Annotated in this window: 12 protein-coding genes and 1 pseudogene; 5 read left to right on the forward strand and 8 right to left on the reverse strand. The window is 74.6% G+C overall.

All coding sequences use genetic code 11. The annotated features are described in order from the left end of the window. The 3 genes and pseudogenes from amrb99_RS51930 to amrb99_RS40585 form a co-directional block, all read right to left on the reverse strand. Window positions 1–1,487, reverse strand: a pseudogene (locus amrb99_RS51930) (hypothetical protein); the annotation flags it as partial. A gap of 8 nt (window positions 1,488–1,495) precedes the next feature. After that, a complete protein-coding gene (locus tag amrb99_RS40580) occupies window positions 1,496–1,798 on the reverse strand; it encodes a WXG100 family type VII secretion target (protein ID WP_190866594.1) in 303 nt (100 codons plus the stop codon). Then, the gene (locus tag amrb99_RS40585) at window positions 1,795–2,211 is read right to left on the reverse strand and encodes a YbaB/EbfC family nucleoid-associated protein (RefSeq protein ID WP_190866596.1); all 417 of its coding nucleotides are present in this window, start codon (window positions 2,209–2,211) and stop codon (window positions 1,795–1,797) included. Before amrb99_RS40585 ends, amrb99_RS40580 begins: the two co-directional genes overlap by 4 nt. A gap of 237 nt (window positions 2,212–2,448) precedes the next feature. On the opposite strand from amrb99_RS40585, the gene amrb99_RS40590 reads away from it, so the two are divergent. Further along, entirely contained in the window at window positions 2,449–2,724 is a 276-nt protein-coding gene (locus amrb99_RS40590) for a hypothetical protein (protein WP_190866598.1), read from the forward strand. A gap of 86 nt (window positions 2,725–2,810) precedes the next feature. Here the strand turns inward: amrb99_RS40590 and amrb99_RS40595 are convergent, their stop codons facing one another. Continuing rightward, the gene (locus amrb99_RS40595) at window positions 2,811–3,638 is read right to left on the reverse strand and encodes a hypothetical protein (protein WP_190866600.1); all 828 of its coding nucleotides are present in this window, start codon (window positions 3,636–3,638) and stop codon (window positions 2,811–2,813) included. A 226-nt stretch (window positions 3,639–3,864) separates the two neighbouring features. Here amrb99_RS40595 and amrb99_RS40600 point away from each other — a divergent pair, with 226 nt between their 5' ends. Continuing rightward, window positions 3,865–5,694, forward strand: a complete 1,830-nt coding sequence (locus amrb99_RS40600; protein WP_190866602.1) for a hypothetical protein — start codon at window positions 3,865–3,867, stop codon at window positions 5,692–5,694. Beyond that, entirely contained in the window at window positions 5,691–6,170 is a 480-nt protein-coding gene (locus tag amrb99_RS40605) for a hypothetical protein (RefSeq protein ID WP_190866604.1), read from the forward strand. Before amrb99_RS40600 ends, amrb99_RS40605 begins: the two co-directional genes overlap by 4 nt. A gap of 64 nt (window positions 6,171–6,234) precedes the next feature. On the opposite strand, the gene amrb99_RS40610 is transcribed toward amrb99_RS40605, so the two are convergent. The 4 genes from amrb99_RS40610 to amrb99_RS40625 form a co-directional block, all read right to left on the reverse strand. Then, complete coding sequence (locus amrb99_RS40610; protein ID WP_190866606.1) at window positions 6,235–7,662, reverse strand: DUF1266 domain-containing protein; 1,428 nt, start codon at window positions 7,660–7,662, stop codon at window positions 6,235–6,237. A 33-nt stretch (window positions 7,663–7,695) separates the two neighbouring features. Further along, window positions 7,696–8,694, reverse strand: coding sequence for a hypothetical protein (locus amrb99_RS40615; RefSeq protein ID WP_190866609.1), 999 nt, complete (start codon window positions 8,692–8,694; stop codon window positions 7,696–7,698). 63 nt (window positions 8,695–8,757) lie between these two features. Next, entirely contained in the window at window positions 8,758–8,946 is a 189-nt protein-coding gene (locus tag amrb99_RS40620; protein ID WP_190866611.1) for a hypothetical protein, read from the reverse strand. Between the two features lie 132 nt (window positions 8,947–9,078). After that, window positions 9,079–10,020, reverse strand: a complete 942-nt coding sequence (locus tag amrb99_RS40625; protein WP_241756405.1) for a DUF6177 family protein — start codon at window positions 10,018–10,020, stop codon at window positions 9,079–9,081. A 184-nt stretch (window positions 10,021–10,204) separates the two neighbouring features. On the opposite strand from amrb99_RS40625, the gene amrb99_RS40630 reads away from it, so the two are divergent. Together amrb99_RS40630 and amrb99_RS40635 are read left to right on the forward strand one after the other, a co-directional pair. Continuing rightward, entirely contained in the window at window positions 10,205–11,638 is a 1,434-nt protein-coding gene (locus tag amrb99_RS40630) for an LCP family protein (RefSeq protein WP_190866612.1), read from the forward strand. A gap of 290 nt (window positions 11,639–11,928) precedes the next feature. Then, window positions 11,929–13,014 carry a glycosyltransferase gene (locus amrb99_RS40635; protein ID WP_241756406.1) on the forward strand — a complete coding sequence of 362 codons (1,086 nt, stop codon included), beginning with the start codon at window positions 11,929–11,931 and terminating at the stop codon, window positions 13,012–13,014. The last annotated feature ends 79 nt before the right edge of the window (window positions 13,015–13,093 follow it).

Raw genomic sequence — 13,093 nt, forward strand, 5'->3', positions numbered from 1 at the left:
CACCGGCTCCTCAACGCCCGGCACCATCTGAATGAGGCCGGGCTCACGCAGGAGCAGTGGCGGGAGCGGTGGGAGCTCGGCGCGCCGCCGTCCGACCCGCCCGCGCCGCCACCGCCGCTGAAGGCGCCGGGGTTGCCGCCGAGGCCGCCGCCGGACCCGCCGCCCGAGGAGGGCGCGCCGCCGCCTCCGCCCGAGCCGCCCTCAGGGGCCGCCGACGCGAGGCTGACGCCGTGGTTCGCTCCACCGCCGCCGTTGTCGCCGAGCAGGGTGGATATACGGTTGCCGCCGCCTCCGCCCGAGCCGCCGCCGTCGTAGGAACCGCCGCCGCCACCGCCGTGGGAGCCGCCGCCTCCACCGCCCGAGCCGCCGCCGTCATAGGAGCCGCCGCCCCCGCCGCCTCCGCCGGTGACGTGCGCGCCTCCGCCTCCGCCTGAGCCGCCGCCGTCGGAGCCGCCTCCGCCCGAGCCGCCTCCGCCCGAGCCGCCCTCGCCTGAGCCGCCGCCCGTCGACGGGGTGTGCGTGGTCACCGGGGTGGGGTCGACGTTCGGACCCGCGGGGCCGCCGCCGGGGACGCCGCCGTCGAACTCCGTCAGCCCGCCCTTGCCGCCGCCGACCGCGCCGCCGAACGCGCCCGACGTGGCGCCCTTGGCGATGGCGTCCCAGCTCAGCGGGTCACCGTGGATCGCGGACGTGGCGACGGTGCCGGCCACGCCGCTGACGGCCTCGGACACGCCGTCGCGCGCCATGCCCTTGAACATGTTGCCGAGCGGGGTGCCGGCCGCGTCGCCGACTCCGGGGATCTTGCCCGCGCCGAAGCCGACGCCGCCGGAGATCGCACCGCCGATCGCGCCGTCCAGGGTGGCCTGGCCCGTCTTGGCCCAGTCGACGTCCTTCCGGTTGCCCTGGGCGATCTGGACGCCCTGGACGATCAGGTCGAGCCCGCCGCCCTGCAGCGCGCCGAACGCGGCGCCCTTCAGGACCGCGCCGAGGAACTTCTCCCCGAGCTTCTCCATCAGCTCTTTGAAGATGGTGCGGGCCGTGACCTGGGCCGCGCCCTCCACCGCCGGGATGCCCGCGGTGGACGCGCCGAACGTCTCGAACGCCGCCGCGATCAGCATCGCGATCTCGATCGCGGTGACGATCAGCAGCGCGATGAACATGTACTTGGCGTATTCGATGTCCAGCGCGCCGTTGTCGAGGACCTCGGCGAGCTTGTTGCAGGAATCCGCCATGCTGGGCAGCAGCCGCGGGTCGGTCGTCGTCCACTGCTCGACGTTCTTCTGGAACTTCTCGGCGGCCTCGGCGTCGAGGGTGCCGCGGACGTCGTTGATGGTCCCGGTGACGTCGCCGACGAGCTCGTTGAGGGAGGTGGCGGCCTGGCGCCAGGCGTCGGCGCAGCGCCGCATCGCGGTCTCGTCGCCCTCGGGCCAGTCGGAGCCGACGATCCACGACAGCCACTGGACCTCGGCGGGGATTTCCAGACCCACGGATCAGCTCACTTCAGCCTCGAGGCGCCTTCGGCCTTCTTGTATTCCTTGGCCATCTCGTCGACGCCCTTCTTGATGCCGTCCAGCCCCGTCTTGAGCTTGGGAAAGGCCTCCAGGACGCTCTTGCTCGGCTCGGCGTAGCCCTCTTCGAACTTCTGGCCGGTCTCGTCGGAGCCCCAGCACTTGCCCTCGGCCTGCAACGCCGAGTTGAGGGTGTCGAAGATCTGCTGCAGCACGTTGGCGTTGGTCTCGAAGCCGCCGCCCGCGCGTTCGAGGGCCTCGGTGTCGACCTCGTATCCGTCGAACGTCATAGCGGCTGGATCCCGAGGCGCTGCCGGACGGCCTCGATGTCGTCCGGCCGTTCGGGAAGCAGCTTGGCGAGGTCGAACCCGCCGCCCTCGCCGCCCTCGCCGGACGCGCCCTCGGGGGCGAGGCCCTGCATCGCGGCGCGCACCTGGTCGGCGACGTCCGCCTGCGCCTTCCTGGACGCCTCCATGACGGCCTCGGCGAGCTCCTCGCTGCCGAGCCTGCGGGAGACCCGGGGGTCGAACTCCAGCGACGCCAGCCGGCCCTGCCGGTCGACCTTGACGCGGACCATGCCGTCGGCGGCCTCGGCCGACGCCTCGATGGTCTCCAGCCGGGACTGCATCTCCTGGATCTGCCGGCGCTTCTCCTGGTAGGTCTGCAGGAGTTCGTCGATATGCGCCTGCCATTCAGCGCGCACGGGGGACCCCTCTGTTCGTCGGGAGCTGAACGAGCCCGCGACCGCGCACGATCACAGACACACGGGGAGCGGTCATTATGATGATTTCGCCGCTCATGTCGCAACCCCTCGGCTGGTGATCGCGCATGGGGGTAAGGGTGTTACCGCGGGTGTGGAACACTGCGGCGAGGCCGCCGGCGGTGCGTCCCGGCGGCGCGAGCGGACGGCAGGGCGAACAGCGGAGAGGACGGCCGGACCATGCGCAGGAGACCCAGCATCTGTGACGCGTGCGTGCGTCTCCAGCAGCGGGCCGACCCCGGCGCCGAGACGTCGATGGACACCTGGATCCCGTACTGCGACGCGTTCCCCGACCGGGTGCCCGCCGAGATCTACACCGGCGGCTTCGACCACCGGGAGCCGTTCGAGGGCGACCGCGGGATCCGGTTCGAGATGCGGCCGGGCGGCGAGCGCGCGCTGGCGTCCTACGAGCGGGCGCAGGCCCGCAAGCGCGAGGCGCAGCGGCAGGACGGCTGACGCCGCCGCCGGCGAGGACGCGCCGGGCCGAGCGAGACCGGAACGGGCGGAGGCCCGCCCGTTCCGCGCCCGCTCGGCACGTTCCATCAGTTCGACCAGAGCAGCGTGTTGGTGACCTCGACGCCCAGCTCCCCGGCCGTCGCGAAGACGCTGCCGGTGCGGTCGCCGGTCGCGCCGCCGCTCCTCCAGTACGACTGCGCGTAGATCACGTTCCGGCCCTGCGACCAGGTCCGCGTCCAGTACGCGGGGTTCGCCCGCGGCTGCGGGAGCCCGCTGGCGTCCGACGGGGTGAGCAGCTTCGGCCAGCCGCTCTGGTCGGTCATGCCCTTGACGTAGATCGCCGCCGACGAGGTGCCCATCGTCATGATCGACACGGACGTGATGATGGTCTTGGTCGGGTTGGCGTAGACGGCCGAGTGCATCATCCCGACGCACGGGTACCTGCGCAGCGCGGGCAGCAGCTTGGCGTTGGCGCGCGTCACGCACGACTCGGTCCGGACGCCCGCCTGGGTGAAGGTGTGGCCCTTCGCCGTCCGGATCGTCCGGGTGAGGACGCTGGACGGGTCGCCGGTCCCGCCGATGGACGTCCGCGGCGACGGCGGAGGCGAGTAGGTCGTTCCCGAGGACGGGTTCAGATGGGTCACCGTCGGCAGCGCGACGGACCGGTCCGGCTTGTCGTCGCCGCTGCGCAGGATGAAGAACGCGCCGATCCCGACGATGCCGAGCACGGCGACCACGCCGATGATCAGGACGGGCACGAGCGCGCTTCCGCCGCCGCGCTTCGGCGGGGGAGGCGGGAAGCCCATCGGCGGTCCCGGCGGACCGGGCATCGGGGGGCCGGGCATCGGCGGGCCGGGCGGAGCCGGCGGGTAGCCCGGCCCGCCGGGCTGACCGGGCCATTCAGGGGGGTTCATGGTCGCTCCGGGCGGTGTGCTCACATGGCGGGGTGCCGATCGAGGTCCGGCCAGACTAGCGGGAGGGTAAGGGTGATTTCAGGATAGATCGCCTGTCTGGGGTCGTCTGTGCCGGTGAGGCCGGTGTGCGCGGTGCCCCGGATCCCGTCCGGGAGGAGGCGCCGAGCCCGCGGCGGTGCGTGGGGCGACGCGTGTCTCGTAGTCTTGGCGGGGAGAGGGGAGGCCGGTGTCCGACTCCAGTTGGCAGCAGGCGGTACTGCGCGAGATCGGCGTGTCCCGGCGCGGGCTACAGGTCCTCGACGCGACGCCCTCCGCCCCCGCACAGGGGACCTGGGGCGCCGATGCGCCGCCGCGCCCTGCCGAGGAGCGGGCGCCCGCGGCGTCCGTCCCGGCGCAGGTGACCCAGGCCGCCCGGCCGGAGCCGCAGCCCGCGCCCGTGCAGGCCGCGCCGCCCGTGCAGGCCGCGCCGGAGGCGCCGCCCCCCGTCCCTGAGGCTCCGCCGTTCCCGCAGGTCGCGGACGCGTCGCAGGGCGCCCAGGACGAGCCGGCCCCGCTGCTGCCCGAGCCGCCGGCCCCCGAGCCCGTTGCCCCCGAGCCCGTTGCCCCCGAGCCCGTGGTGCCCGAGCCGGTGCCGTCCCCGCAGATCCAGCAGCAGGCGGCGGCCCAGCAGCCCGTACAACAGCCGGCGGCCCAGCAGCCCGTACAACAGCCGGCCTTCCAGGAGCAGGCGTTCCAGGAACAGGCGTTCCAGGAGCAGGCCGCGCAGCAGGCCGCCGCCCAGCAGCAGGCGGTGACCCAGCAGCAGGCCGCGCCTCACCAGCCCATGCAGCCGGCAGCGCAGCAGCCGCCGCAGCAGGCAGAGCAGCAGCCGCCGCAGCAGACAATGCAGCAGGCCGTGGACGTCCCGGCCGAGACGCAGCAGCAGATCGACCCGCTCGTCCACTCCGACTTCGACTGGGAGGCCGCGGTCAACCCGGTCCTCGGCGCGGTCCAGCCCGCCGCCGGCCAGGCGGCGCAGCAGGGGCAGCGGGCCGGGCAGCAGGGCGCATGGCCCGACCCGGCGGCCGCGGCGCAGCAGGCCGCGCAGCCCGCCGCGCCCGTCCAGCCGGTGATGCCCGGTCAGCCCGCCGGTCCCGGGCAGGTGCCCGGCCAGGAGATCCCGCCCGCCGACCTCGTCCGCAGGAACCAGCACGGCGACGCGCTGGCCCGCCGGGTCGGGCGCGGCGTCCTGAAGGCGGTCGGCGGCGGCGCCCGCGAGGCCCGGCTGCTGGCGGCGTTCGGCGAGCTGATGCAGCGGTCCGTGCCGAGTTCCCGGCAGATCGCGGTGGCGAGCGTGCGCGGCGGCGCGGGCAAGACGACGATGGCGGCGCTGGTCGCGACGGAGCTGGCCCGGCACCGCGCCGACCGGGTGCTGGCCGCCGACGCCGACGCCGAGCTCGGGTCGCTGCCGCTGCGCCTCGGCGTCCGCTCGCAGCTGTCGCTGTTCGAGCTGGCGGCGCAGAACCCGCAGTCGTTCGAGGAGGCGGCGCGGTTCCTCACCCGCACGCCCGACGGCCTGTGGGTGCTGTCGTCCACGCGCGGCGGGCGCATCGCCGGCGAGTTCACGCTGGAGACGTTCGAGACGGCGCTGAGCGCGGTCAGCCGGTACGTCGCGGCGACGGTCGTCGACTGCGGGGCCGGCATCCTCACCGAGGTCAACCGCGGGGTCATCGCCGGTTCGCACGGCCTGGTGCTGGTGACGCCCGGGACGGTCGACGGGGCGCTGAGCGCGCGCGGGGCGCTGGAGTGGTTCGTGTCCAACGACCAGCAGGACGTGCTGCGCCGTACCGTGATCGCGATGGTGTCGCACGCCCCGCAGGTCGGCGCGGACCTGCAGCGCGCCCACCAGATGCTGGCCGCGTGGGGGCTGCCCGTGGTGGCGGTGCCCTACGACCGGCACCTGGCCACCGGCAGCTCGCTGGAGCTCGGCCGGGTGTCGGCCGCCGCGCGGATGGCGGGGATCCAGGTGGTGCACGAGGTGTTCGCCCGTTCGCTCGGCGCCGGGGTGGCCCGATGAGCAGTGACCTGGTCGCGCTGGTGCGCCGCCGCCCGGACGTGCACGCCGTCGCCGACGGCATGATCGCGATGGGCGAGCCGCTGGAACTGCGCGGCGGGGAACCGGAGCCGACCCTGCTGTACGACGCGGACGGCCGGCTGCTCGTCGCGATCGAGGACGCGGTGCAGGTATCGGTGCAGGGCGAGATCGGGCGGCTGCTGGGCGCGGAGTTCGCGGCCCGGGTCGTCGCGCCGGTCTGGTGGGTGGACATCCGCGCGGTCGCGGACCTGCCGGACGCGCCGCGCGTCGCCCGCAAGTTCGCCGACTCGCTGGTGCACTGGCTCGGCGGGACGGTGTACCCGGACGGGGAGAGCGACGCGCCCGCGCAGAGCTGGCGGGCGTCCGGCGAGGGCGGCGGCGCGGCGGCGGAGGTGCCGGGGAGCGCGCAGGGCGCGGCGGACGGCGCCGCCTACCAGGGCGGGGTCATCGGCGGCTGACGGCGCGCGCGGGTCAGGGCCGGTCGCGGGTCGGGGCCGGTCGCGGGTCGGGGCCGGTCGCGGGTCAGGGCCAGTCGCGGGTCAGGTCGAGGTCCCACGGCACGAGGTTCCACGGGCTGCGCCGCTCCGCGGCGAGGTGCTCGACGAGCCGGTCGTACTCCGCCTGCGCACGGCCGCCGCCGCCCGACCACAGCAGCCGTCCCTGCAGGTAGCACGTCGCCATGTCGTGCCAGGACGTGTAGCGGCGCTGGACGTCCAGGGCGAGCGGCAGCATCCGCTCCCAGCAGTACTCCTCGGTGAGCCAGCCCACCATGTGGCCCCACCGGTACAGCATCAACGCGCGCGCGTAGTCCCAGATGAGGAACCGGCCGACGTTGGCGTGCAGGGCCGGGTCGGCGAGCACCTCCAGCCGGTGCAGCTCCTCGGCGGCGTGGCCGCGGTCGTTGAACAGCCGGTGCAGGAACTGGGCCAGCTCCGCGCCCTCCTCGCTGGCGTCCGCGCCGGCCTCGTCGCGCAGCAGCGGCGGGACGAGCTTGGCGTACACGGCGCCCCCGTCCCCGTACCGGACCCGGACGAGCTCGATGAGCCGCTCGACGAACGGCGGCTCCAGCCGGTCGGCGGCGATGAGGCCGTCCACCTCGCGGAGCAGCGCGGCGTAGCGCTCCCGTTCCTCGGGCGGGCGGGCGGCGAGCTCGGCGTCCATGGTGAAGTCGGCGCGGTGCCCCTCCTGGACGAGCCAGTTCACCGCGGCGAGCAGCTGCTCCAGGTCGTAGGCGCCCCACGGTTCGCGCAGCAGCTCCTGCGCGGTGCGCCGGTCGGCGGCCGCGGCGGACTCGCCGGGCGCGACGCCGAGCCGGTCGAGCCGGAACCCGTTGATCGCGCCGTACGGGGCGCCCGCGCCGATGATCCAGCGCTGCACCGGGGTGAGGTCGCTGCCGTGGGTGAGGACGCCGGGCAGGTCCGGCGCCGAGATCAGCTCCCAGAGCCGGCGCTGGAACTCCTCGGCCTGCCGCTCCTCGCTCTCGAAGAACCCGGCGAGCTGCTTGCGCAGCGACGGGTGCCGGACGTACAGCCGGCGGAGGAACCGGCCGTTCTTCCACACCAGGTGCTCGGGGCGCAGGTCGTCGAACGGGACGCGGGTCCGCCGGTGGACCATCGCCTGCTCGGTGAACCGCAGCTCCAGCTCGGGCCAGAGCGCGGGCAGCGGGGTGAACCGCAGCGCCAGCAGGAAGGCGAGGACGAGCGCGACCATCACGGCGCCGGGCGCCAGCGCCCAGTTCGCGGCGCCGCGCAGCCCGGTGAGGGACAGGACCGCGCCGAACAGCAGCAGCACGACGCCGGCGGCGGCGCAGGACAGGAACCAGCCGGTGGTCAGGACGAGCGAGCCCTCGATCCGCAGGACGGCCTCGTCGCCGTCGAACTCCAGCGCGCCCTCGGCGAGGGTCCCCTCGACGGCCCGCTCGAGCGCGCCGAGCTGGCCGTCGGGTTCCATGAGGGGGACGCTACCCCATCCCTTACGGGTAGATCATCGGCTCTGTGCGCCATATGCGGCGGCCAGGGCGTGGAAGGCCGCTTTGGGACGCCACGTGCCGTCCGGGGCCGTCGCGACCACGCCGTAGGAGGCCGTGTCGAGGTCGCGGGCCGGGTCGGCGGGATCGTGCGGGAGGCCCCATCCGGCGAAGGTGAACCAGAACGCGGCGTCGACGCCCTCGGCCACGAAGACGTCCAGCAGCTCGCGCATGTACCGGACCTGCTCCTGCTCGTCGCGGACGGGGGCGCCGGTGAGCCGGGGCGGCTCGGCGTCCCGGTCGACGATCATCCAGCCGGTGCCGCCCCGGTCGCCGGCGCCCGCGTAGGTGCAGCAGCCGAACTCGGTGACCGCGACGGGCTTGCCGTGCCGGAAGTGGCCGCGCAGCCATTCGCGGTAGTGCGCGGCGTTCTCGGCGGACCGGTAGCCGTCGACGGACACCAGGTCGAACGGCCCCCAGTCCAGCTCCTCCCAGGGACCGGACGCGTAGGTGATCCGGCCGCCGAACCGCTCGCGGGCCGCCGCCACCGTCTCGGCGAAGAACGCGTTGACCCGGCCCGGGACGTCGCCCATCGCGGCGTACACGTCGGGGTCGCCGGACATGACCGCCTGGATCCGGGCGTACACGTCGTCGCCGGGGACGAACCCGCGCGCGAACAGGCTGACCTCGCAGCCCGTCACCAGGACGACCTCCGCGCCGCCGCGCCGGACCGCCTCGGCCCGCCCGGCGCACTCGGCGAACAGCGCGGCCATCTCGTCCGGCGGCAGCTCGCAGGGGAACGGCGCGAACCAGACCTCCAGGCCGGCGGCCGCGGCCTCCTCGGCGGCGGCGCCGAGCCGGTCCGGGTCGCCGCCGCTGATCCGGACGGCGGTGCAGTGCAGGTCGGCGGCGATGGCGCGCATGTCGCGCCGGACGTCGGCTCGGTCGAAGCCGGGGCGGCTGTCCCTCCCGCCGGGGAAGAAGCCGGTGTCGTAGTTGATGCCTCGGGCTCGCATGGCCCTCTCTTCTCTCGGAAACTCGTGACTCGGCGGACGCGGGGCCGCGACGAGCGGCGGACGTCAGGCCGCGGCGGGCACCGGCGCGGGCCGTTCCCGCCCGCTCGCCGCGCGCGTCTCGGCGTCGAGCAGCTCCTTCATCGGCTCGGTCGCGGCGCCGCTCGCGACGGCACCGACGCCGATCGCGGGGCGGCGGCCTGTGGCCCGGTGGCGGCGGTCGGCCGCTCCGCGTCCGTGCGGTGGATACGTCATCGGGCCCTCCTGCGGTCCTCGCCTGCGGTGGCCCCAGCTTCGCGGGAACCGGGGCGGGCCCGGCAGATCCGTCCGTCCACGCCTGGGCAGGACAAATGTCACCGCCGGCGGCGGACGGAGGGGGCAGGAGGGTCAGGCGGACTGGAGGTGCTGCATCAGGAGGCTGTGGCGCTGCCAGCCGTCCTGCGAGCGGCCGTCGCCGAGCGGGAACATCGTCAGCGGCTGGCGCGGCGGCCCGACCTGCTGCCCGGGGATGCCGTTCGGCCCGCCGACGGCGCCCGCGACGGCCAGCGCGACCGGCGCGGGCGCGCCCGTCCAGCGCGGCTCGGTGGTGAGGTCGGCGCGGCCGGGGGTGAGCTGCACGAACAGCGACGCCACGGGCTGGTCGGCGGCGAGCGCCCCGACCAGCGACCCGAGGTGCCGCAGCGGCGGCGGGTCGTCCGGGCCGTAGCCGACGGTGACGGTGCTGACCTCGGCGACGCCGCCGCCCTCGGTCGCGGTGAAGTCGCAGATCGCCTGCGCGGGGCGCGGGCCGTCCCCGCCGACGAGCAGCCGGGAGGTGGACCGGCCGCGGGCGTACTCGGCGAGCCGGTCGGGCCGCCACGGGTGCTCCAGCGGCTCGGCGGGGCCGAGCCCGGCGGGGAGCTTGCCCGTGGTGAGCTGGAGCAGCCGCTCGACCGGGCCGGCGAGGTGCCCGTCGGCGCCGTGCCGGATCCGGTAGACGAGGGTGAGCTGCGAGCCGATCGGGGCGGTGGGGCGGGTGGTGAACCCGGGCGCGTAGTCGCGGGCCTCCGGGACCGGCACGAACATCGCGCCGCCCCACTTCAGCGGGCGGCCGGTGAGGCCCTCGTAGTAGCCGTCGCCGTCGCGGACGACCCACTGCAGCTCGGCGCCGGACGCGGCGCTGCGCAGCGGCAGCGACAGGCGGGACCCGAGCGGCGTGACCAGCTGCAGGACGCGGCCGGTGGCGGCGCATTCGCCGAGGGCCCGGTTCAGCCAGGCGCTCAGCGCGACGACCGGGCGGTCCTGCAGCACGACCATGGCCTGGTCGGTCAGCGCGTCTACGATGCTCATCTTCACCGGAGTCTAGTCACCTCGCCGCCGCGCTCCGGGCGGGTCCGGCCCGTCGCGTCCGGGGGGGCCGGCCCGCCTGCGTCGGGGGTCCGGCGCGCCCGCGTTCGGGGGCCCGGCGGCCCGTCCCGGCCGAGTTTTCCGTGACGGGGGTGACCGCTGTCCAATCTGTGCTGAAATGTTACGGATGCAGCGAGCCGCCTCACCGCCGCCGGTGTACTACAGCGCCCCATCGCCGCCGGAACCGCCGGTGCAGCGCGGGCGCCTTTGGCGCTTGCTCGGCTGGGCGTCGATCGCCATGTCGGTGATCCTCGTCGGCGGCAGCCTCACCGCGTACGGGTTCTGGCGGCGGCTGGACGGCCAGATCCACCGCGAGAACGTCAAGGACAAGCTCGGCGCGAACCGGCCCGCCAAGCTCAACGACTCCATCAACATCCTGCTGATGGGGTCCGACAGCCGGCAGGGCGCCAACGCGCAGTACGGCACCGAGCAGGGCGAGCGGTCCGACACCACGATCCTGCTCCACATCTCGCCCGGCGGCGCCGGCGCGATCGGCATCAGCTTCCCCCGCGACTCGATGGTCCAGATGCCGAGCTGCAAGAAGTCGAACGGCACCACCGTCCCGGCCCAGTTCGGCATGATCAACGCCGCGTTCTCCAACGCCGGCCCCTCCTGCACCTGGCGCACCATCGAGTCGCTCACCAAGATCCACATCGACCACTTCGTCGAGGTGGACTTCGCCGGCTTCAAGCAGGTCGTGGACGCCCTCGGCGGCGTCGAGATCTGCGTCCCGAAGCCGATCAACGACCCGAAGGCCGAGCTGCACCTCAAGGCGGGCAAGCAGACCGTGCACGGCGCCGAGGCGCTCGGCTACGTGCGCACCCGCTACGTCCTCGGCGACGGCTCCGACCTCGACCGGATCAAGAGGCAGCAGGCGTTCATGGCCTCGGTGGTCAAGAAGGCCACCGACAAGGGAATGCTCACCGACCCCGGCCGCACCTACTCCTTCCTCTCCGCCACCACCAAGTCGATCAAGGCCGACGACGGGCTGACGCTGTCGGTGATGGAGAAGCTGGCGAGCGGCCTGAAGGGGATGAGCGCCGGCAAGGTCCGGTTCGTCACCGTGCCGACGATGGCGTACCCGAAGGACAAGAACCGCGTCCAGTTCAACCAGGCGCTCGCCGAGCCGCTCTTCCAGGCCATCCGCGAGGACAACACCCCGCCCGAGCCCGCCCCGACCCCGGTGCCCGCGCAGCAGAAGGTGCAGCCCGTCCCGCCCGCCCAGGTCAGGATCGGCGTCTTCAACGGGACCGCCGAGCACGGGCTCGCCCAGCGGACCGCCGACCAGCTCGCCGAGCGCGGCTTCAAGGTCGTCAAGGTCGGCACCGTCAAGTCGGCGGCCAAGACCCGGATCCTCTACGGCGCGGGCGCCGAGAGGCAGGCGGCGCGGGCCGCGATCGCGGTCCCTGGCCACCCGCCCGAGGCCTGGGCCAAGGCCAAGCCCGGCTACGTCTACCTGATCATCGGCAAGGACGGCGCGAAGCTGAGCGGCGGCGGCCCGGCGGTGCCGAAGGTCGCCGGCGAGATCCGCGCCGACCGCGACGTATGCGCGCAGGCCTGAACCGGACGCGCCGAATCGGGCCCCGCCGGGCCGTACCGGGCACGTTCCATCGTCAGCAGTTCCACCACACCGGTATCTTGGCGGCGCGCAACCATCAACCGCACCAAAGCGTCACATGAACGACGGCGTTCGCGCCCGCCCTCCGCCCCGGCCCAGCCCCCGACCCAATCCCGACCTGTCCCGACCCCTGTCCCCGCCCGCTCGACCACCCCACGAGGAGCCCCTCCCGAGCCACGCCCCGTCGGCTCGCGCTCCGAACGGCCGTCACGGCCCCACCCGGAAACGGACCGATGCAGCCCGAACCCTTCACCCTTCTGATGACCGTCTACGGCGGTGACCGGGAAGAGTACGTCCGGGACGCCTTCCGCAGCGCCGTCGACGACCAGACGCTCCGCCCCGACCAGGTGGTGCTCGTCCAGGACGGGCCGGTCCCGCCGGGGCTCGCGGTCGCGCTGCAGGAGCTCGTGGCGGCCAGCCCGGTCGAGGTGACGTTCGTGCCGCTGGAGGTCAACCGCGGGCTCGGGCCGGCGCTGGACGCGGGGCTGCAGGCCGCCCGGCACGACATCGTCGCCCGGATGGACGCCGACGACATCGCGATGCCGCACCGCTTCGAGCTGCAGGTCCCGCTGGTGCGGGCGGGCGCCGAACTGGTCGGCGCCGGGCTGCTGGAGTTCGGCCGGGACACCGCCGACGTCGTCGGCCGCCGCATCCCGCCGAGCGACCCCACCGACATCGTCCGCTACTCGCGGCTGCACGACCCGTTCAACCATCCGACGGTCGTCTACCGGCGCAGCGCCGTCATCGCCGCCGGCGGCTACGGCGACCTGCCGCTGATGGAGGACTACTGGCTGTTCGTCCGGATGATCGCCGCCGGCGCCCGGCTGGTGAACGTCGCCGAACCGCTCGTCTACTACCGCGTCGGCGACGGCGCCTACGAGCGCCGCGGCGGCCGCGAGCTGCTCCGCTCCGAGCTGCTGCTGCAGCGCGAGATGCTCCGCGAGGGGTTCATCAGCCGCGCCCAGTACGTCCGCAACGTCATGCTCCGGGGCGGGTACCGGCTGGTGCCGACCGCGATCCGCAAGCCGTTCTACCGGCGCCTCGTCGCGCCCTACGGCGCCCGCCGCAACGCCGCGAAGGCGGCGCGGGCCGCGGAGATCGCCGCGGCGAACGCGGCGGCGCGGCTGCCCACCCTGACCATCCCCGACCCGTCCGCGGCGGTGGCCGGCGGGGCGCCCGACCCGACGATGACGGTCCCCGACCGGCCCGCGTACCGGCCGCGGCACGCCCGGCCCGACGACGACGTCCAGACCGGGTACGACATCTGGCCCGCCTACGGCGCGCAGGACCCGGCGACCGCAGACCCGCGCGAGGGCTGACCGCCCGGCCACCGTCCTGGAGCGCGCCAAAGAAGCGGGCCCGGCCGGTGGTCGGCGCCACCGGCCGGGCCCGCCGGGC

The sequence above is a fragment of the Actinomadura sp. RB99 genome (assembly GCF_014706005.1).
In the GTDB taxonomy this organism is placed as follows: Bacteria; Actinomycetota; Actinomycetes; order Streptosporangiales; family Streptosporangiaceae; genus Spirillospora.

What these genes read in the sequence shown, in the direction of transcription:
- amrb99_RS40605 (WP_190866604.1), top strand. Translation starts at nt 5,691, where the DNA reads ATGAGCAGTGACCTGGTCGCGCTGGTGCGCCGCCGCCCGGACGTGCAC.
- amrb99_RS40625 (WP_241756405.1), bottom strand. Translation starts at nt 10,020, where the DNA reads ATGAGCATCGTAGACGCGCTGACCGACCAGGCCATGGTCGTGCTGCAG.
- amrb99_RS40630 (WP_190866612.1), top strand. Translation starts at nt 10,205, where the DNA reads ATGCAGCGAGCCGCCTCACCGCCGCCGGTGTACTACAGCGCCCCATCG.
- amrb99_RS40595 (WP_190866600.1), bottom strand. Translation starts at nt 3,638, where the DNA reads ATGAACCCCCCTGAATGGCCCGGTCAGCCCGGCGGGCCGGGCTACCCG.
- amrb99_RS40615 (WP_190866609.1), bottom strand. Translation starts at nt 8,694, where the DNA reads ATGCGAGCCCGAGGCATCAACTACGACACCGGCTTCTTCCCCGGCGGG.
- amrb99_RS40590 (WP_190866598.1), top strand. Translation starts at nt 2,449, where the DNA reads ATGCGCAGGAGACCCAGCATCTGTGACGCGTGCGTGCGTCTCCAGCAG.
- amrb99_RS40610 (WP_190866606.1), bottom strand. Translation starts at nt 7,662, where the DNA reads ATGGAACCCGACGGCCAGCTCGGCGCGCTCGAGCGGGCCGTCGAGGGG.
- amrb99_RS40620 (WP_190866611.1), bottom strand. Translation starts at nt 8,946, where the DNA reads ATGACGTATCCACCGCACGGACGCGGAGCGGCCGACCGCCGCCACCGG.
- amrb99_RS40635 (WP_241756406.1), top strand. Translation starts at nt 11,929, where the DNA reads ATGCAGCCCGAACCCTTCACCCTTCTGATGACCGTCTACGGCGGTGAC.
- amrb99_RS40580 (WP_190866594.1), bottom strand. Translation starts at nt 1,798, where the DNA reads ATGACGTTCGACGGATACGAGGTCGACACCGAGGCCCTCGAACGCGCG.